An 18,709-nucleotide genomic window follows, 5' to 3' on the forward strand; every position below is an offset into this window, starting at 1 on the left:
TTACCGGGGCTTGGGCTCGAATTGTCGCCTCAGCCGAGGTCGATCCCGAGGGCCGCGGCATGATGCCGCAAGTGGTCATCGATGAAGCTGGCGATGAAGTAATAGCTATGGTCGTAACCCGGCTGCAGGCGCAGTTGCAACGGATAGCCCGCGGCTTGCGCCGCCTGTTGCAGCACTTGCGGCTTGAGCTGGTTTTCCAGGAAATCGTCGCGATCGCCCTGGTCCACCAACAGTGGCAAGCGCTCCTCGGCCTGGGCGATCAGCACACTGGCATCCCACTCGCGCCAGCGCGAACGGTCCTCGCCCAGGTAACGGCCGAGCGCCTTCTGCCCCCACGGGCAATCCATCGGGTTGCTGATCGGCGCGAACGCCGATACCGACTGATAGCGTCCCGGGTTGCGCAAGGCACACACCAGCGCACCGTGGCCGCCCATGGAATGACCGCTGATGGCGCGCTGCTGCGAAGCCGGGAAATGCGCTTCGATCAGTGTCGGCAGTTCGCTCACCACATAGTCATACATGCGGTAGTTGGCAGCCCACGGCTGCTGGGTCGCGTTGACGTAGAAGCCGGCACCCAGGCCGAAATCCCACGCGCCGTCCGGATCGCCCGGGACCTGGGCGCCACGCGGACTGGTGTCCGGTGCGACGATGATCAGCCCCAGTTCGGCGGCAAGCTTGTGCGCGCCGGCCTTCTGCATGAAGTTCTCGTCGGTGCAGGTCAGCCCGCTCAGCCAGTACAGCACCGGCAGCGTGCCGCCCTGCTCGGCCTGCGGTGGCAGGTACACGGCGAAGACCATGTCACAACCGAGCACCTCGGAGCGGTGACGGTAGCGCTTGTGCCAGCCACCGAAGCTCTTCTGGCAGGAAATGTTTTCCAGGCTCATGGGCAACCTCAGAAGTGGATGACGCTACGGATGCTCTTGCCTTCGTGCATCAGGTCGAAGGCCTTGTTGATGTCCTCCAGGCCCATGGTGTGAGTGATGAAGGTATCCAGCGGGATCTCGCCCTTTTCCGCCATATCGACATAGCTCGGCAGCTCGCTGCGACCACGCACGCCACCGAAGGCGGAACCGCGCCAGACGCGTCCGGTGACCAGCTGGAACGGACGGGTAGCGATTTCCTGGCCAGCGCCGGCGACACCGATGATCACCGATTCGCCCCAGCCCTTGTGGCAGCACTCCAGCGCCGCACGCATCAGTTGCACGTTGCCTACGCACTCGAAGGAGAAGTCCACGCCGCCGTCGGTGAGGTCGACGATCACATCCTGGATCGGACGGTCGTAGTCCTTTGGATTGACGCAATCGGTAGCGCCGAGCTGACGGGCGATCTCGAACTTGCCCGGGTTGATGTCCACGGCAATGATGCGCGAGGCTTTCGCTTTGACCGCACCGATGATCGCCGACAGGCCGATACCGCCGAGGCCGAAGATGGCCACGGTGTCACCGGGTTTGACCTTGGCAGTGTTCAACACCGCGCCGATACCGGTAGTCACGCCGCAACCGAGCAGACAGACCTTCTCCAGCGGCGCTTCCTTCTGGATCTTGGCCACGGAGATTTCTGGCAGCACGGTGTACTCGGAGAAGGTCGAAGTGCCCATGTAGTGGAACAGCTGCTGGCCCTTGTAGGAGAAACGGGTGGTGCCGTCCGGCATCAGGCCCTTGCCCTGGGTGGCGCGGATGGCCTGACAGAGGTTGGTCTTGCCCGAGCGGCAGAATTTGCACTGGCCGCATTCCGGGGTGTACAGCGGGATCACATGGTCGCCCACTGCCACCGAGGTCACGCCCTCGCCCACCGCTTCGACGATCGCCCCGCCCTCGTGCCCGAGGATAGACGGGAAGATGCCTTCCGGATCGGCGCCGGAAAGGGTGTAGGCGTCGGTGTGGCAAACACCGCTGGCGACCACGCGCAGCAACACTTCACCGGCTTTCGGCATCGCCACGTCGACTTCGACGATTTCCAGCGGTTTCTTGGCCTCGAAGGCAACGGCGGCACGGGACTTGATCATCAATCTTCTCCAACGAAGGGACAGTTCAGACTCGCAGTGTAATTCAAGCCTTTTTGATGAATAATCCGGCCAAAGACAAAACATTATTGCTGTACAGGGATAATCAATGAGCAGTCGCTGGGAAGGGATCGACGAGTTCGTCGCCGTGGCCGAATCCGGTCAGTTCACCGCTGCCGCCGACCGTTTGGGTGTGTCTTCCTCGCATATCAGCCGCCAGGTGGCGCGCCTGGAGGAACGCCTGCAGACCCGCCTGCTGTATCGCAGCACCCGCCGCGTTACCCTCAGCGAAGCAGGGCAGACCTTTCTCCAGCATTGCCAGCGCCTGCAGGACGGCCGCGAGGAAGCCCTGCGCGCCATGGGCGACCTGACGAGCGAGCCCAAGGGCCTGTTGCGCATGACCTGCGCAGTCGCGTACGGCGAGCGCTTCATTGCGCCGCTGGTCGCCAGCTTCATGAGCCAGTATCCGCAACTGCGGGTGGATATCGAGCTGACCAACAACACCCTGGACCTGGTTCACGAAGGCATGGACCTGGCGATCCGTCTGGGCCGCCTGCAGGAATCGCGTTTGGTGGCTGCACGTCTGGCGCCACGGCGCATGTACCTGTGTGCTTCGCCGGACTACCTCAGCCGTTATGGCCGTCCCCACAGCCTGTCGGAACTGGCGCGGCACAACTGCCTGGTCGGCAGCTCGGATATCTGGGCGCTGCAACAGGACGGCCGCGAGATAGCCCAGCGCGTACAGGGCAACTGGCGCTGCAACAGCGGCCAGGCGGTGCTCGATGCGGCGTTGCAGGGCATGGGGTTATGCCAGTTGCCGGACTACTACGTGCTGGAGCACCTGGGGAGCGGCGCGCTGGTGTCGCTGCTGGAAACCCACCAACCGCCCAATACTGCGGTGTGGGCGCTGTATCCGCAGCAGCGGCATCTGTCGCCGAAGGTGCGCAAGCTGGTGGATCACCTGCGCGAAGGGTTGGCGCTAAGGCCGGAGTACCAGGTCGGCTAGCCCTTTGGGGCTGCTTCGCAGCCCTTCGCGAGCAAACTCGCTCCCACAGGATTGCGCAGATCTTGCTCGCGAAGGGGCGCAAAGCGCCCCCAACAGGATTATCAGCGCAGGGACCAGCGCTGGCGCAGCCATTCCAGGTCCTCGGGGCGGGTGACCTTGATGTTGTCGCTGCGCCCTTCGATCAAGCGCGGCGCATGGCCGGCCCATTCCAGGGCCGAGGCTTCATCGGTGATCGCCACGCCCGCTACCAGGCTGTCGGCCAGGGCCTGGTGCAACGCACCCAGACGGAACATCTGCGGGGTATAGGCCTGCCAGATAGTGCTGCGGTCGACCGTGGCAGCGACCCGGCCATTAGCATCGGCGCGCTTGAGGGTATCCCGGGCCGGCACGGCGAGCAGGCCACCCACTGGGTCATCGGCCAGTTCAGCGAGCAGATGATCGAGGTCGGAGCGAGCCAGGTTTGGCCGCGCCGCATCGTGCACCAGCACCCAGTCGCTGTCCGCCGCACCCTGGGCATGCAGCAAGAGCAAGGCATTGAGTACCGAATCGGCACGTTCGCGACCACCAGCGGCACGCTGGATACGCAGGTCGCTGGCACTGGCGAGGCCCGGCCAGTAGGGATCGTCAGCGGCAAGGCTGACCACCACCCCTTTCAACGAGGGATGGTCGAGAAAACAGTTGAGGCTGTGTTCGAGAATCGTGCGTCCGCCCAGTTGCAGGTACTGCTTGGGCCGGTCGGCGGCCATGCGCGCACCCACGCCGGCGGCGGGGATCACTGCCCAGAAGGCAGGCAGCGAGGTATTCATTGGGCCAATTGGTAGAGGGTTTCCCCCTCCTTCACCATTCCCAGTTCATGGCGGGCCCGCTCTTCGACGGTTTCCATACCTTTCTTCAATTCCAGCACCTCGGCATCGAGGACACGGTTGCGCTCCAGCAGACGCTCGTTCTCGGCGTGCTGGTCGGCAATCTGCTGCTTGAGTTCGGCCACCTGGGCCAGGCTGCCATTACCCACCCACAAGCGGTACTGCAAGGCACCGAGCAGTGCGAGAAGGACGAGGAACAACCAATAAGGACTACGCATCAGGGCATCCACAGGCAAAAGACCGCAACCGCGAAGGGCTGATGGCACGAAGCCTGACCGAAGCCAGGCTTTGTGAGTGCAGCGCTCGCAGCGCCCGCGCCAGCCAAGTCATATAACCATGGCACAACGCGGTGCTGTCTTTTTACCACCTATCGCTTAGCCGCGAAACTCGGCGCGACCACGGTAAACCGCCTTGGCGCCCAGTTGCTCTTCGATGCGCAGCAGCTGGTTGTACTTGGAAACGCGGTCGGAACGGCACAGCGAGCCAGTCTTGATCTGGCCGGCAGCAGTACCCACGGCCAGGTCGGCGATGGTGGAGTCTTCGGTTTCGCCCGAACGGTGCGAGATCACCGCGGTGTAGCCGGCGGCCTTGGCCATCTGGATGGCCTCCAGGGTCTCGGTCAGCGAGCCGATCTGGTTGAACTTGATCAGGATGGAGTTGGCGATCTTCTTGTCGATGCCTTCCTTCAGGATCTTGGTGTTGGTCACGAACAGGTCGTCGCCGACCAGTTGCACCTTCTCACCGATCTTGTCGGTGAGGATCTTCCAGCCAGCCCAGTCGGACTCGTCCAGGCCGTCTTCGATCGAGATGATCGGGAAGCGCTCGGTCAGGCCTTTCAGGTAGTCGGCGAAACCTTCGGCGTCGAATGACTTGCCTTCGCCGGACAGGTTGTACTTGCCGTCTTCGAAGAATTCGCTGGCCGCACAGTCCAGAGCCAGGGTCACGTCGGTACCCAGCTTGTAGCCAGCGTTGGCCACGGCTTCGGCGATGGCGCCCAGGGCGTCTTCGTTGGAGGACAGGTTAGGAGCGAAACCACCTTCGTCACCGACCGCAGTGTTCAGGCCACGGGCCTTCAGCACGGCTTTGAGGTGGTGGAAGATCTCGGTGCCCATGCGCAGGCCGTCGGAGAAGGTCTTGGCGCCAACCGGCTGGACCATGAACTCCTGGATGTCGACGTTGTTATCGGCGTGCTCGCCACCGTTGATGATGTTCATCATCGGAACCGGCATGGAGTACTGGCCTGGGGTGCCATTGAGGTTGGCGATGTGCGCATACAGCGGCAGGTCCTGGTCCTGGGCGGCAGCCTTGGCAGCAGCCAGGGACACGGCGAGGATGGCGTTGGCGCCCAGCTTGGCCTTGTTCTCGGTACCGTCCAGTTCGATCATGGCGCGGTCCAGGGCTTTCTGGTCCAGCGGATCCTTGCCCAGCAGCAGGTCGCGGATCGGGCCGTTGATGTTGGCGACGGCCTTCAGCACGCCCTTGCCCAGGTAACGGCTCTTGTCGCCATCACGCAGTTCCAGTGCCTCGCGGGAACCGGTGGAAGCACCCGACGGCGCACAAGCGCTGCCGATGATGCCGTTGTCGAGCAGTACGTCCGCTTCCACAGTAGGGTTGCCCCGGGAATCGAGAACTTCACGACCTTTGATGTCGACGATTTTTGCCATTGTTGTAAGCACTCCAGAATTGACGAAAACAACGCAGCTTGAAGAATTCCGCTCGATTCCAGGCACGGGGCACGGGCAGGCCTGGGGCGGAGAAAACCCCTGACCTTGCGGTCAGGGGTTGAACGGGGGGTTACTTTACCGGAGAAACGCGACTTATGCGGTTTCTACTGTCGGAAAACTCTTCACCAGATCATCCAGTTGCTTGAGCTGGGCCAGGAACGGCTCCAGCTTGTCCAGGCGCAGGGCGCAAGGACCGTCGCACTTGGCGTTGTCCGGATCAGGGTGGGCTTCCAGGAACAGACCGGCCAGCCCCTGGCTGAGGCCGGCGCGAGCCAGCTCGGTGACCTGGGCACGGCGACCGCCGGCAGAGTCGGCGCGACCGCCCGGCATCTGCAGGGCGTGGGTCACGTCGAAGAACACCGGGTACTGGAACTGCTTCATGATGCCGAAGCCGAGCATATCCACCACCAGGTTGTTGTAGCCGAAGCTGGAACCGCGCTCGCAGAGGATCAACTGGTCGTTGCCCGCTTCCTCGCACTTGGTCAGGATGTGTTTCATTTCCTGGGGCGCGAGGAACTGGGCTTTCTTGATGTTGATCACCGCGCCGGTCTTGGCCATCGCCACGACCAGGTCGGTCTGGCGCGACAGGAAGGCCGGCAGTTGGATGATGTCGCAGACCTTGGCCACGGCCTCGGCCTGGAACGGCTCGTGGACGTCGGTGATGACCGGGACGCCGAAGGTCTTCTTCACTTCCTCGAAGATGCGCAGGCCTTCCTCCAGGCCAGGACCGCGGTACGAGTTGATCGACGAGCGGTTGGCCTTGTCGAAGCTGGCTTTGAATACGTAGGGGATACCGAGCTTCTCGGTAACCCGCACGTACTCTTCGCAGACCTTCAGGGCCAGGTCACGGGACTCCAGGACGTTCATGCCGCCGAACAGGACGAACGGCTTGTCGTTGGCGATCTCGATGTTGCCGACGCGAATGATCTTCTGGGTCATGGATCAGGCCTTGTTCTTCTGCACCAGGGCCGCCTTGACAAAGCCACTGAACAGCGGGTGGCCGTCACGCGGGGTCGAGGTGAACTCTGGGTGGAACTGGCAGGCGACGAACCATGGGTGGTCCTTGGACTCGACCACTTCCACCAACGCGCCGTCGCCGGAACGACCGGAAACCTTGAGGCCGGCCTCGATCAGTTGCGGCAGCAGGTTGTTGTTCACTTCGTAGCGGTGACGGTGACGCTCGACGATCACATCCTTGGCATAGCAGTCGTGAACCTTGGAGCCGCTCTCCAGCTGACATTCCTGAGCACCCAGGCGCATGGTGCCGCCCAGGTCCGAAGCTTCGGTACGGGTCTCGACCGCGCCGGTGGCATCGGCCCACTCGGTGATCAGGCCGACCACCGGGTGACCGCTGCTGCGGTCGAACTCGGTGGAGTTGGCGTCCTTCCAGCCCATGACGTTACGGGCGAACTCGATGACCGCCACCTGCATGCCGAGGCAGATGCCCAGGTACGGGACCTTGTTCTCGCGAGCGTACTGGACCGCGGTGATCTTGCCTTCCACGCCGCGCAGACCGAAACCGCCCGGAACCAGAATGGCGTCGACGCCTTCCAGCAGGCCGGTGCCCTGATTCTCGATGTCTTCGGAATCGATGTAGCGCAGGTTGACCTTGGTGCGGTTCTGGATGCCGGCGTGGCTCATCGCTTCGATCAGCGACTTGTACGCGTCCAGCAGTTCCATGTACTTGCCGACCATGGCGATGGTGACTTCGTGCTCAGGATTGAGCTTGGCATCGACGACCTTTTCCCACTCGGACAGGTCGGCGCCGTTGCATTGCAGGCCGAAGCGCTCGACGACGAAGTCGTCCAGGCCCTGGGCGTGCAGCACGGCCGGGATCTTGTAGATGGTGTCGACGTCTTCCAGCGAGATGACCGCGCGCTCTTCGACGTTGGTGAACAGGGCGATCTTGCGACGGGACGAGACGTCGACCGGATGGTCGGAACGGCAGATCAGCACGTCAGGCTGCAGGCCGATGGAGCGCAGCTCCTTGACCGAATGCTGGGTCGGCTTGGTCTTGGTCTCGCCGGCGGTGGCGATGTACGGGACCAGGGTCAGGTGCATCAGCATCGCGCGCTTGGAACCGACTTCGACGCGCAGTTGGCGGATGGCCTCGAGGAACGGTTGCGACTCGATGTCGCCCACGGTACCGCCGATTTCCACCAGCGCCACGTCGGCATCGCCGGCACCCTTGATGATGCGACGCTTGATCTCGTCGGTGATGTGCGGGATGACCTGGATGGTCGCACCCAGGTAGTCACCACGACGCTCCTTGCGCAGCACGTGCTCGTAGATGCGGCCGGTGGTGAAGTTGTTGTTCTGGGTCATGGTCGTGCGGATGAACCGCTCGTAGTGGCCCAGGTCCAGGTCGGTCTCGGCGCCGTCGTGGGTGACGAACACTTCACCGTGCTGGAACGGGCTCATGGTGCCCGGGTCGACGTTGATGTACGGGTCCAGCTTGAGCATGGTGACCTTGAGCCCCCGCGCCTCCAGGATGGCCGCCAATGAAGCCGAGGCAATGCCTTTCCCCAATGAAGAAACAACACCGCCCGTGACGAATATGTAGCGCGTCATGAAAAACCCTAGAAGTCTGCGTTAAAGCGGTCTGCGCCGCCGGGGAAAGCGAAGGAAGGCCGAAGCCCCCGATCACCTGCGTCTATCACAGTGCATCCGAAAATACTGCCGCGTCTGTACAGACCGGGGGTTGAAATCCCGGTACGGAGCTCGCTACACATTTTGAGAATCGCCCAGCAAAAAACTGCTTGGTAATCGGCAACTGCCGTGGCTCGAAAGGAGCTCACAGAAGCTGTATCAAGAAGGGAGCGTAGTCTACCCGAAGATGCCCATCACCTCAAACCTTGCTCACTCGTCGGTACATTCCACACGAGTTGCAAATCGCCATCAGTGAGGTCCGGAAGGTTGGCCACGGCGACCAATCGCTCGCCGGCGAACAGCAATGGCAGGCGGCCGCGGACGAAGGACGGAACCTGACGCTCGTTGAGCAGGCGCTTGAGGTCGCGGCGACCACGACAGGGAAGCGTCATGCTTTCACCGCCCTGGCGGTAGGCGATTCGCAGCGCCTCCCCGGACAGCGTGCCGCTAAGCGTGACGCAACCATTACCGGGCAATTCCAGCGTTTGCCGGGGATCGTGCCAGCACGGTACCTCGCCGGAAGAACGCAGCCAGTCGCCACCCAGCCAGTAGACCCGCTCACCGCCCCGGTGCAGCTCGCCATCGGTGAGTCGCCAGATCGGCGCGGCGTCGGTGCGGGCATCCCGCAGATCATTCCAGCCTGCCCAATGATCGGTGTCCGGCAAGCGGGTGAACTGGCTCAGCCAGAACTGCAACGCGTTGCGCTGCCGTGCCGGAGACAGGCGGGTCAGCCCCGGTAAATGCAGGGAGGGCAACCCGAGCCAGGGAAAGTCTCCCGGCACCTGGGCCTGCGCCAGATCCTCCCGCGCCAACTCGTCCAACAACTCGCCCGCCTCGGCCAGATGGCCGGCGGTGCGCGCCAGACTGCGACTCGCCTGAGGCCAGTGCAAAGTGAGTGCGGGGATCACCTGATGGCGAAGGTAGTTGCGACTGAAGCGAGTGTCCTCGTTCGAGGGATCGTCGATCCAGCTCAGACCATGTTCCCGCGCATATGCCAGCAGCTCGGCACGGGAAACATCGAGCAACGATCGAACCAGCAGGCCAGCGCCCAATGATCGCTGTTGCCGCATCGCCGCCAGACCGCGCAGGCCGGAACCCCGCAACAGACGCAACAGCAGGGTCTCGGACTGGTCTTCACGATGCTGGCCAGTCAGAAGGATCTCGCCCGCCTGCAGGATTTCAGCGAATGCATCGTAGCGGGCAGTCCGTGCCGCCTGCTCCAGACTGGCGCCCTGCCCCACCTGTACGTGTCGTACCAGCAGGTCGACGCCGAGTGATTCGCAGAAGCGCCGACAGTGTTCGGGCCAGGTATCCGCAGCGGATTGCAGACCGTGATGGATGTGGACGGCGCGCAAGGCGGGGCGGTGTTTCAGGGTCGCGAGCAGATGCAGCAACACACTGGAATCCAGCCCGCCCGACAGTGCAATACACCAGCCCGGCGCGTCTTGCCAGGAAGTCAGCTTGCCCTGCAAACGAGCGGCGAGATCAGTCATGGTCAGGGTTCCTGGCTTAAAAACAATTGGGGCCGCTTTGGGCCCTTCGCGAGCAAGCTCGCTCCCACAATGCCAATGTAATCCTGCCTGTGGGAGCGAGCTTGCTCGCGAAGGGCTGCAAAGCAGCCCCAATTAGCTTACCGAATGGCTTCAGGTCAGAGACCGTAGCTCATCAGGCGATCGTAACGGCGCTTTAGCAGCGCGTCATTGTCGAACTTCTTCAGCATGTCCAACTGCTGCACCAGTTCCTCGCGAACCGAGGCCGACATCACGGCCGGGTCACGGTGGGCGCCGCCCAGCGGCTCCTGGATGACCTTGTCGACGATGCCCAAGCCTTTCAGGCGCTCGGCGGTGATGCCCATGGCCTCGGCGGCGTCGGCCGCCTTCTCGGCGGTCTTCCACAGGATCGAGGCGCAACCTTCCGGCGAGATTACCGAGTAGGTGGAGTATTGCAGCATGTTCAACTGGTCGCAGACGCCAATGGCCAGCGCACCGCCGGAACCACCTTCACCGATGACGGTGGCGATGATCGGGGTCTTCAGGCGGGCCATGACACGCAGGTTCCAGGCGATCGCCTCGCTCTGGTTGCGCTCTTCGGCATCGATGCCCGGGTAGGCGCCCGGAGTGTCGATGAAGGTCAGGATCGGCATCTTGAAGCGTTCGGCCATTTCCATCAGGCGGCAGGCCTTGCGATAGCCTTCCGGACGCGGCATGCCGAAGTTGCGGCGAACCTTCTCGCGTACTTCACGGCCCTTCTGGTGGCCGATGACCATCACCGGACGGTCCTCCAGACGGGCGATGCCGCCCACGATGGCAGCGTCGTCGGCGAAGTGACGGTCGCCGTGGAGTTCGTCGAACTCGGTGAAGATGTGCTCGATGTAGTCCAGGGTGTACGGCCGGCGCGGGTGGCGCGCCAGGCGAGCGATCTGCCAGCTGGTCAGGTTGCTGAAGATGCTCTTGGTCAGCTCGCTGCTCTTGTCTTGCAGCCGACCGATCTCGTCGCCGATGTTCAGCGAGTTGTCATTGCCCACCAGGCGCAGCTCTTCGATCTTGGCTTGCAGGTCAGCGATCGGCTGTTCGAAATCCAGAAAATTCGGGTTCATAGGCTTCCGTCTTGGGTCGACGGCCAGGCGGCCGGCCGGTTGATCCGTTTGGCGCCCTACCTTAAGGGATCAGGCGCATTCAGGTCGAGATTAAAAATTCATCGATAGTGCAAAAAGACGTTCTCTCGGCCGAACTGGTCACGCAGGGCCTGAATCAGGCCATCGGCCGGGTCGATCCGCCAGTCTTCGCCGAACTGCAGCTGGGCCTTGGCGTCGCTGCCGGTGTATTCCATGCTCACCGGGCAGGCGCCGCGGTGACGCTTGAGCAGGTCGCCGAGCCAGGCCAGGCGGTCACCCTTGAGGGCGTCGGCGTGGATCTTCAGGCGCAGGCTGTCGGCCAGGTTGGTGCGCGCATCCTCCATGCTCATCACCCGTTTGACCCGCAGGCGCAGGCCGCCGGAGAAGTCGTCGTTGCTGACTTCTCCCTCGATCACCACCATGGCGTCGGTCTGCAGCAACGACTGCGCGGCCATGAAGGCATCGGCGAACAGCGAGGCCTCGATGCGTCCGGAACGGTCGTCGAGGGTGACGAAGCCCATCTTGTCGCCCTTCTTGTTCTTCATTACCCGCAGGGCAATGATCATCCCGGCCACGGTCTGGGTGTCGCGGGCCGGCTTCAGGTCGATGATGCGCTGGCGGGCGAAGCGGCGGATCTCGCCTTCGTATTCATCGATCGGGTGGCCGGTCAGGTACAGGCCGAGGGTATCCTTCTCGCCGCGCAGGCGTTCCTTGAGGGTCAGCTCACGCGCAGTGCGGTGCTTGGCATAGACATCGGCATCGGCATCGTCGAACAAGCCGCCGAACAGATCGGCATGACCACTGTCATGGGTGCGTGCAGTCTGCTCGGCGGACTTGATCGCCTCTTCCATGGCCGACAGCAGCACCGCGCGGTTCTGGTCCACGTTGGCCTGGTAGGCCTTGATCTCGTCATGGAAGAACGGCCCGAGACGGTCCAGCGCACCGCTGCGCACCAAAGCGTCGAGGGTGCGCTTGTTGATGCGCTTGAGATCGACGCGGGCACAGAAGTCGAACAGGTCCTTGAACGGACCGCCTTCGGCCCGGGCCTCCATGATCGCTTCCACCGGGCCTTCGCCGACGCCCTTGATCGCGCCGAGGCCGTAGACGATGCGACCGTCGTCGTTGACGGTGAACTTGAAGTCGGAGAAGTTCACATCCGGCGCATCGAGGCGCAGCTTCATGCTGCGCACTTCCTCGATGAGGATCACCACCTTGTCGGTGTTGTGCATATCCGCCGACAGCACCGCGGCCATGAACGGCGCCGGGTGGTGGGTTTTCAGCCAGGCGGTCTGGTAGGACACCAGGCCATAGGCCGCGGAGTGGGATTTGTTGAAGCCGTAACCGGCGAATTTTTCCACCAGGTCGAAGATGTTGCCCGCGAGGTCGCCATCGATGCCGTTATTGGCGCAACCCTCGATGAAGCCACCGCGTTGCTTGGCCATCTCCTCGGGCTTCTTCTTACCCATGGCCCGACGCAGCATGTCCGCGCCACCCAGGGTATAGCCGGCCATGACCTGGGCGATCTGCATCACCTGTTCCTGGTACAGGATGATGCCGTAGGTCGGTGCCAGCACCGGCTGCAGGCCGTCGTACTGGTAGTCCGGGTGCGGATAGGCCAGCTCGGCGCGGCCGTGCTTGCGGTTGATGAAGTCGTCCACCATGCCTGATTGCAACGGGCCCGGACGGAACAGCGCCACCAGTGCGATCAGGTCTTCCAGGCAGTCGGGCTTGAGCTTCTTGATCAGTTCCTTCATGCCGCGGGATTCGAGCTGGAAGACTGCGGTGGTCTCGGCCCGCTGCAGCAGGTCGTAGGTGCGCTTGTCATCCAGCGGAATGAAGTCGATGTTGAGGTCCGGCAGGCCGGCCTTCGCCTGCTCGCGGTTGATGATCTCCATGGCCCACTTGATGATGGTCAGGGTCCGCAGGCCGAGGAAGTCGAACTTCACCAGGCCCGCTGCCTCGACGTCATCCTTGTCGAACTGGGTGATCAGGCCGCCACCCTCTTCGTCACAGGCGATAGGCGAGAAATCGGTGAGCTTGGTCGGCGCGATCACCACGCCACCGGCGTGCTTGCCGGTACCCCGGGTGACCCCCTCCAACTTGAGGGCCATGTCCCAGATTTCCTTGGCGTCCTCGTCAGTCTTGAGGAAGTCGCGGAGCATCTCTTCCTGCTCGAAGGCCTTGTCCAGGGTCATGCCGACCTCGAACGGGATCATCTTCGACAGGCGGTCCGCCAGGCCGTAGGACTTGCCTTGCACCCGCGCCACGTCGCGCACCACCGCCTTGGCCGCCATGGTGCCGAAGGTGATGATCTGGCTCACTGCGTTGCGGCCGTAGGCCTCGGCCACGTACTCGATCACCCGGTCGCGGCCGTCCATGCAGAAGTCGACGTCGAAGTCGGGCATGGAAATCCGTTCCGGGTTGAGGAAACGTTCGAACAGCAGGTCATAGGCCAGCGGGTCGAGGTCGGTGATCTTCAGCACGTAGGCGACCAGCGAGCCGGCACCCGAACCCCGGCCCGGACCAACCGGCACGCCGTTGTTCTTGGCCCACTTGATGAAGTCCATAACGATCAGGAAGTAACCGGGGAAGCCCATCTGGATGATGATATCCAGCTCGAACTTCAGGCGGTCCAGGTAAACCTGACGCTTCTCTTCGTAATTCGGCGTGGTTTCCTTCGGCCAGAGCACCGCCAGGCGCTCTTCCAGGCCTTCGTGGGAAACGTGGCGCAGGTAGTCGTCGATGCCCATGCCATTGGGCGTAGGGAAGTCTGGCAGGAAATACTTGCCCAACTGCACGGTGATGTTGCAGCGCTTGGCGATCTCGACAGTGTTTTCGAGGGCCTCGGGCAGGTCGCTGAACAGCTCGGCCATTTCCTCCGGGCTCTTCAGGTACTGCTGGTCGCTGTAGTTGCGCGAACGGCGCGGGTCGTCCAGAGCGCGGCCTTCGCCGATGCACACGCGGGTCTCGTGGGCGTCGAAGTCGGACTGCTTGATGAAGCGCACGTCGTTGGTCGCCACCAGCGGCGCGCCAAGACGGTCAGCCAGGGCCACGGCCGCGTGCAGATACTCTTCGTCGCCGGCGCGGTTGGTGCGTTGCACTTCGACATAGAAACGATCGGGGAACATGCCCATCCAGTCGCGCAGCAGGGCCTCGGCCTCGACTTCGTTGCCGGACAGCAGAGCCATGCCAATATCGCCTTCCTTGGCCGCGGACAGGGCAATCAGGCCCTCGGCGGCTTCTGCGATCCACTCACGCTGAATGATCACCAGGCCATTGCGCTGGCCCTCGACCCAACCACGGGAAATCAACTCGGTGAGGTTGCGGTAGCCCTTGGCGTCCATCGCCAGGAAGCAGATACGCGCCAGGGGCGCATCCGGATCGTCGCTGGCCAGCCACAGGTCGGCACCACAGATCGGCTTGATCCCGGCGCCCATGGCGGTCTTGTAGAACTTGACCAGCGAGCACATGTTGCTCTGGTCGGTCACCGCCACGGCCGGCATGTTCATCCCGGTCAGGGCCTTGGCGAGCGGCTTGATCCGCACCAGTCCGTCGACCAGCGAGAATTCGGTATGCAGGCGAAGATGAACGAAGGAAGCCGACATGATGATCCTATAGCAACGCAAAACGACAAGGCCCGGATTGTACCGGGCCCCGATCAAAACAACAGCCGGACCATGACGATCCGGACTGAAGGTGAATGCCTGGGGTCAGACCAGGCTCGACTGACTGCCCAGCAACTCCCGGGCCTCGTAGGCCGCCCGCACCGGCGCGAAGGAGCGCCGGTGGATGGGGGTCGGCCCCAGGCGGGCCAGCGCTTCGAGATGGACGGGCGTCGGGTAGCCTTTGTGGCCGCCGATACCGTAGCCCGGATAGATCAGCTCGAAAGCGGACATTTCCCGATCCCGCGTGACCTTGGCCAGGATCGACGCCGCCGCAATCGCCGGTACCTGGCTATCGCCCTTCACCACGGGCGAAGCCGGCACCTGGAGCTTCGGGCAGCGGTTGCCGTCGATCAGCGCCAGTTTCGGAGTGATGTGCAGTCCCTCGACCGCGCGCTGCATAGCCAGCATGGTGGCGTGGAGGATGTTCAGCTCGTCGATCTCCTCGACTTCGGCCCGGGCGATGCAGAAGCTCAGGGCTTTTTCGCAAATCTCGTCGAAGAGCTTCTCGCGGCGAGCCTCGGTGAGCTTCTTCGAGTCGTTGAGGCCGAGGATCGGCCGGGCCGGATCGAGAATCACCGCGGCAGTCACCACCGCGCCACACAGCGGGCCGCGGCCGACTTCATCGACGCCGGCGACCAGGTCTTCGACCAGGTTGAAGTCCAGTCCCATTTGCATTTATCGATCTTCCAGCAGGGCCAGCACCGCCTCGGCCGCCTGATTGGAGGCGTCGCGACGCAGGGTACGGTGAATCTGGTCGAAGCCTTCGGTCTGTTGCGAACCATCCCGGACCAGCGGGGCCAGGGTCTGCGCCAGGGCCTCACTGGTGGCGGCCGCCTGCAGCAGCTCCGGGACCAGTAGGCGCTGGGCCAGCAGGTTAGGCAAGGACACGTAGGGGCTTTTCACCAGACGCTTGAGAATCCAGTAGCTCAGCGGAGCCAGGCGGTAGGCCACCACCATTGGGCGCTTGAACAGCAGGGCTTCGAGGGTCGCGGTGCCTGAGGCGATCAACACCGCATCGCAGGCGGCCAGGGCCTTGTGGGACTGGCCGTCGAGCAAGGTCAGCGGCAGGTCACGACCTGCGAGCATCTGCTCCAGCTGCACGCGGCGCGTGGGATTGGCGCACGGCGAGACGAAGCGCACCCCGGGCACCAACTCCCGCAGGCGCTGCGCAGTATCGAGGAACAGCGCACCAAGACGCCCCACCTCGCCACCGCGACTGCCAGGCATCAGCGCCACCAGCGGCCCCTCGGGCAGGCCGAGGGCCTGGCGCGCGGCCTGGCGATCGGCGTCGAGGGGGATGGTATCGGCCAGCGGATGACCGACAAAACGCACCGGCACGCCCTGCTCTTCGTAGAATTTCGCCTCGAAGGGGAACAGGGTAAGCATCAGGTCGCAGCCTTCGCGGATCTTCAGCACCCGCTTCTGCCGCCAGGCCCAGACCGACGGGCTGACGTAATGCACGGTCTTGATCCCGGCCTGACGCAGCTTCAGTTCGATATTGAGGGTGAAATCAGGGGCGTCGATGCCGATGAAGACATCCGGCTTTTCCGCGATCAGCGCCTGGATCAACAGCTTGCGCCGCTTGAGCAGCTCGGGCAGACGACCGAGCACCTCGACCAGCCCCATGACCGCCAGGCGCTCCATCGGGAAGTAGGAGTCCAGGCCCTCGGCCTCCATCAGGGGGCCACCGACGCCGATGAAACGAATCTCAGGGTGGCGGACCTTGAGAGCACGCATCAGGCCGGAACCGAGAATGTCGCCACTGGCCTCACCGGCCACCAGCGCTATGCATAGAGCCGGCATATCAGCGGGTGATGCCGCGAGCGGAGTTCTGGATGGTTTGACGGAACAGTTCGACTTCCGGGAACTGCTTCGCGGCCTCTTCCAGCTCGGCAATCGCCTGCTCGACGGTCAGCCCCTGGCGGTAGACCACCTTGTAGGCACGGCGCAGGGCATGGATTGCATCCTCGCTGAAACCGCGGCGACGCATGCCCTCGAAGTTCATGCTGCGAGCTTCGGCTGGGTTGCCGAACACGGTGACAAACGCTGGGACGTCCTTGCCGATGGCCGTGCCCATACCGGAAAAGCTGTGGGCGCCGATATGGCAGAACTGATGAACCAGCGTGAAGCCGGAGAGGATCGCCCAGTCATCGACGTGCACATGACCGGCCAGTGCGGTGTTGTTGACCAGGATGCAGTGATTGCCGATGACGCTGTCATGACCGATATGGGCATAAGCCATGATCAGGTTGTGATCGCCGATGGTGGTTTCAGAGCGGTCCTGGACGGTACCGCGATGGATGGTCACACCTTCGCGAATGACATTGTTGTCACCGATCACCAGGCGAGTGGGCTCGCCCTTGTACTTCAGGTCCGGGGTGTCTTCGCCGACCGAGGAAAACTGGTAGATGCGATTGTTACGGCCGATACGGGTCGGCCCCTTGAGCACCACATGCGGACCGATGACGGTCCCTTCCCCGATCTCGACATCCGGGCCGACGATCGACCAAGGACCGACCTCGACGCCGTCGGCCAACCTGGCCGAGGGATCGATGATTGCCCGAGGGTCAATCAAACTCATAGTTTGCGTTCCGCGCAGATGATCTCGGCCGAGCAGACAGGCTTGCCGTCGACCGAGGCCTGGCAGTCGAACTTCCAGATCTGGCGCTTGCAACTGATGAACTTGGCTTCCAGGATCAGTTGGTCACCCGGCAACACCGGCTGGCGGAAGCGCAGCTTGTCGGAACCGACGAAGTAGTAGAGGGTGCCGTCCGTCGGCTTGGCATCGAGCATCTTGAAACCGAGGATGCCGGCCGCCTGGGCCATGGCCTCGATGATCAGTACGCCAGGCATGATCGGATGCGCCGGGAAGTGACCATTGAAGAAGGGCTCGTTGATGCTGACATTCTTGTAAGCACGAATGCGCTGGCCCTCGACGTCCAGTTCCACTACCCGGTCCACGAGCAGGAACGGGTAACGGTGGGGCAGGTATTCGCGAATCTCGTTGATGTCCATCATTTCTGGGGGAAGCCTGTAGTAAAGATAGGGAGCATGCGCCGTGCGCCATGCGCCTTTTGCAAATCAAGAAAGCCAACCGGCAATCGCGCTGCTGCCTTGATCAGGAAAGGTATCAGCCATCAGATGATGGCTGGTCGCCTGAGGTCACGGTTTCGACACGCTTTTCCAGTTGTTGCAGGCGCTTGGCCATGTCATCCAGCTGGCGAATCCGCGCAGCGCTCTTGCGCCAGTCGCCCAGAGTCTGCATCGCCGTTCCGGAGGAATACCCACCAGGTTCGGTAATGGAACGCGTGACCATGGTCATGCCGGACACGAAAACGTTGTCGCAGACATCGATGTGACCCACCATGCCGACACCGCCAGCGATGGTGCAATGCTTGCCGATCCTGGTGCTTCCCGAGATGCCGACACAGGCCGCCATGGCCGTGTGGTCACCGACCTGCACGTTATGGGCGATCTGGATCTGGTTGTCGAGTTTCACACCATCACCGATACGAGTATCAGCCAGCGCGCCGCGGTCGATCGCGGTGTTCACGCCAATCTCTACGTCATCGCCGATGCTGACGCCCCCGATCTGGGCGATTTTCTGCCAGACGCCCTTCTCGTTGGCGAAGCCGAATCCTTCACCGCCCAACACCGCGCCGGACTGGATGACCACGCGCTTGCCGATGCGTACGTCGTGGTACAGAGTCACCCGCGGGGCCAGCCAGCCACCTTCGCCGATCACGCTACGCGCGCCGACGAAGCAGTGGGCACCCACGGTCACGTTGGCCGCGATCACCGCGCCGCTTTCGATCACAGCGAACGGACCAATGCTGGCGCTCGCATCGACCTGCGCATCCACCGCCACCACGGCGCTGGGATGAATTCCCGCAACAGCCTTGGGTTTGGGGTCGAACAGGTGGGAGATGCGAGCGTAGGCCAGGTACGGGTCCGGCACGATCAGGGCGTTGCCGGCGAAACCTTCGGCGTCTGAAGTGCGCAGCAACACCGCAGCCGCCTGGGTGTCGACCAGGTATTTGCGGTATTGGGGATTGGCGAGGAAGCTCAACTGGCCGGAGCCAGCTTCCTGCAAGGTTGCGAGACCAGTGATTTCGAGTTCTTCAGGGCCCTGCAAGGTTGCCCCGAGGAACTCGGCCAACTGGCCGAGTTTCATGATCGCCGTCAT

Annotated in this window: 16 protein-coding genes; 1 reads left to right on the forward strand and 15 read right to left on the reverse strand. The window is 63.0% G+C overall.

What is annotated here, in order from left to right:
• Positions 1-29: 29 nt before the first annotated feature.
• Both fghA and AC5QPF_RS25280 read right to left on the reverse strand, forming a co-directional pair.
• Positions 30-884 (reverse strand): S-formylglutathione hydrolase, encoded by an 855-nt coding sequence (gene fghA / locus AC5QPF_RS25275; RefSeq protein ID WP_494960399.1) that lies wholly within the window; start codon positions 882-884, stop codon positions 30-32.
• A gap of 8 nt (positions 885-892) precedes the next feature.
• Entirely contained in the window at positions 893-2,005 is a 1,113-nt protein-coding gene (locus AC5QPF_RS25280) for an S-(hydroxymethyl)glutathione dehydrogenase/class III alcohol dehydrogenase (protein ID WP_494960400.1), read from the reverse strand.
• A 106-nt stretch (positions 2,006-2,111) separates the two neighbouring features.
• Here AC5QPF_RS25280 and AC5QPF_RS25285 point away from each other — a divergent pair, with 106 nt between their 5' ends.
• Entirely contained in the window at positions 2,112-3,008 is an 897-nt protein-coding gene (locus AC5QPF_RS25285) for a LysR substrate-binding domain-containing protein (RefSeq protein WP_494960401.1), read from the forward strand.
• 101 nt (positions 3,009-3,109) lie between these two features.
• On the opposite strand, the gene ispD is transcribed toward AC5QPF_RS25285, so the two are convergent.
• The 13 genes from ispD to lpxD all read right to left on the reverse strand — a co-directional run bounded on the left by ispD (position 3,110) and on the right by lpxD (position 18,709).
• A complete protein-coding gene (ispD, locus tag AC5QPF_RS25290; protein WP_494960402.1) occupies positions 3,110-3,814 on the reverse strand; it encodes a 2-C-methyl-D-erythritol 4-phosphate cytidylyltransferase in 705 nt (234 codons plus the stop codon).
• Complete coding sequence (gene ftsB / locus AC5QPF_RS25295) at positions 3,811-4,089, reverse strand: cell division protein FtsB (protein WP_458978662.1); 279 nt, start codon at positions 4,087-4,089, stop codon at positions 3,811-3,813. Before ftsB ends, ispD begins: the two co-directional genes overlap by 4 nt.
• Before the next feature lie 156 nt (positions 4,090-4,245).
• Positions 4,246-5,535, reverse strand: coding sequence for a phosphopyruvate hydratase (gene eno / locus AC5QPF_RS25300; protein WP_494960403.1), 1,290 nt, complete (start codon positions 5,533-5,535; stop codon positions 4,246-4,248).
• Between the two features lie 153 nt (positions 5,536-5,688).
• Positions 5,689-6,534, reverse strand: coding sequence for a 3-deoxy-8-phosphooctulonate synthase (kdsA, locus tag AC5QPF_RS25305; protein ID WP_458978664.1), 846 nt, complete (start codon positions 6,532-6,534; stop codon positions 5,689-5,691).
• A 3-nt stretch (positions 6,535-6,537) separates the two neighbouring features.
• Positions 6,538-8,166: a CTP synthase gene (pyrG, locus tag AC5QPF_RS25310; RefSeq protein WP_494960404.1), complete on the reverse strand. Its 1,629-nt coding sequence runs from the start codon at positions 8,164-8,166 to the stop codon at positions 6,538-6,540.
• 272 nt (positions 8,167-8,438) lie between these two features.
• Positions 8,439-9,737 (reverse strand): tRNA lysidine(34) synthetase TilS, encoded by a 1,299-nt coding sequence (tilS, locus tag AC5QPF_RS25315; RefSeq protein WP_494960405.1) that lies wholly within the window; start codon positions 9,735-9,737, stop codon positions 8,439-8,441.
• 155 nt (positions 9,738-9,892) lie between these two features.
• Positions 9,893-10,840, reverse strand: a complete 948-nt coding sequence (gene accA, locus AC5QPF_RS25320; protein ID WP_494960406.1) for an acetyl-CoA carboxylase carboxyl transferase subunit alpha — start codon at positions 10,838-10,840, stop codon at positions 9,893-9,895.
• 98 nt (positions 10,841-10,938) lie between these two features.
• A complete protein-coding gene (gene dnaE, locus AC5QPF_RS25325; protein WP_494960407.1) occupies positions 10,939-14,463 on the reverse strand; it encodes a DNA polymerase III subunit alpha in 3,525 nt (1,174 codons plus the stop codon).
• A gap of 105 nt (positions 14,464-14,568) precedes the next feature.
• The gene (rnhB, locus tag AC5QPF_RS25330; RefSeq protein WP_494960408.1) at positions 14,569-15,198 is read right to left on the reverse strand and encodes a ribonuclease HII; all 630 of its coding nucleotides are present in this window, start codon (positions 15,196-15,198) and stop codon (positions 14,569-14,571) included.
• Positions 15,199-16,326: a lipid-A-disaccharide synthase gene (gene lpxB, locus AC5QPF_RS25335; RefSeq protein ID WP_494960409.1), complete on the reverse strand. Its 1,128-nt coding sequence runs from the start codon at positions 16,324-16,326 to the stop codon at positions 15,199-15,201. It lies immediately after the preceding gene.
• A 1-nt stretch (position 16,327) separates the two neighbouring features.
• Entirely contained in the window at positions 16,328-17,104 is a 777-nt protein-coding gene (gene lpxA, locus AC5QPF_RS25340; RefSeq protein WP_458978670.1) for an acyl-ACP--UDP-N-acetylglucosamine O-acyltransferase, read from the reverse strand.
• Positions 17,101-17,541, reverse strand: a complete 441-nt coding sequence (gene fabZ, locus AC5QPF_RS25345; protein ID WP_009395253.1) for a 3-hydroxyacyl-ACP dehydratase FabZ — start codon at positions 17,539-17,541, stop codon at positions 17,101-17,103. Before fabZ ends, lpxA begins: the two co-directional genes overlap by 4 nt.
• A 112-nt stretch (positions 17,542-17,653) precedes the next feature.
• Positions 17,654-18,709, reverse strand: a complete 1,056-nt coding sequence (lpxD, locus tag AC5QPF_RS25350) for a UDP-3-O-(3-hydroxymyristoyl)glucosamine N-acyltransferase (protein ID WP_494960410.1) — start codon at positions 18,707-18,709, stop codon at positions 17,654-17,656.

The sequence above is a fragment of the Pseudomonas sp. Con_6 genome, from assembly GCF_059379395.1.

Coding starts and splice junctions, on each gene's coding strand:
- fghA (WP_494960399.1), bottom strand. CDS start 884: ATGAGCCTGGAAAACATTTCCTGCCAGAAGAGCTTCGGTGGCTGGCAC.
- AC5QPF_RS25280 (WP_494960400.1), bottom strand. CDS start 2,005: ATGATCAAGTCCCGTGCCGCCGTTGCCTTCGAGGCCAAGAAACCGCTG.
- AC5QPF_RS25285 (WP_494960401.1), top strand. CDS start 2,112: ATGAGCAGTCGCTGGGAAGGGATCGACGAGTTCGTCGCCGTGGCCGAA.
- ispD (WP_494960402.1), bottom strand. CDS start 3,814: ATGAATACCTCGCTGCCTGCCTTCTGGGCAGTGATCCCCGCCGCCGGC.
- ftsB (WP_458978662.1), bottom strand. CDS start 4,089: ATGCGTAGTCCTTATTGGTTGTTCCTCGTCCTTCTCGCACTGCTCGGT.
- eno (WP_494960403.1), bottom strand. CDS start 5,535: ATGGCAAAAATCGTCGACATCAAAGGTCGTGAAGTTCTCGATTCCCGG.
- kdsA (WP_458978664.1), bottom strand. CDS start 6,534: ATGACCCAGAAGATCATTCGCGTCGGCAACATCGAGATCGCCAACGAC.
- pyrG (WP_494960404.1), bottom strand. CDS start 8,166: ATGACGCGCTACATATTCGTCACGGGCGGTGTTGTTTCTTCATTGGGG.
- tilS (WP_494960405.1), bottom strand. CDS start 9,737: ATGACTGATCTCGCCGCTCGTTTGCAGGGCAAGCTGACTTCCTGGCAA.
- accA (WP_494960406.1), bottom strand. CDS start 10,840: ATGAACCCGAATTTTCTGGATTTCGAACAGCCGATCGCTGACCTGCAA.
- dnaE (WP_494960407.1), bottom strand. CDS start 14,463: ATGTCGGCTTCCTTCGTTCATCTTCGCCTGCATACCGAATTCTCGCTG.
- rnhB (WP_494960408.1), bottom strand. CDS start 15,198: ATGCAAATGGGACTGGACTTCAACCTGGTCGAAGACCTGGTCGCCGGC.
- lpxB (WP_494960409.1), bottom strand. CDS start 16,326: ATGCCGGCTCTATGCATAGCGCTGGTGGCCGGTGAGGCCAGTGGCGAC.
- lpxA (WP_458978670.1), bottom strand. CDS start 17,104: ATGAGTTTGATTGACCCTCGGGCAATCATCGATCCCTCGGCCAGGTTG.
- fabZ (WP_009395253.1), bottom strand. CDS start 17,541: ATGATGGACATCAACGAGATTCGCGAATACCTGCCCCACCGTTACCCG.
- lpxD (WP_494960410.1), bottom strand. CDS start 18,709: ATGACGGCGATCATGAAACTCGGCCAGTTGGCCGAGTTCCTCGGGGCA.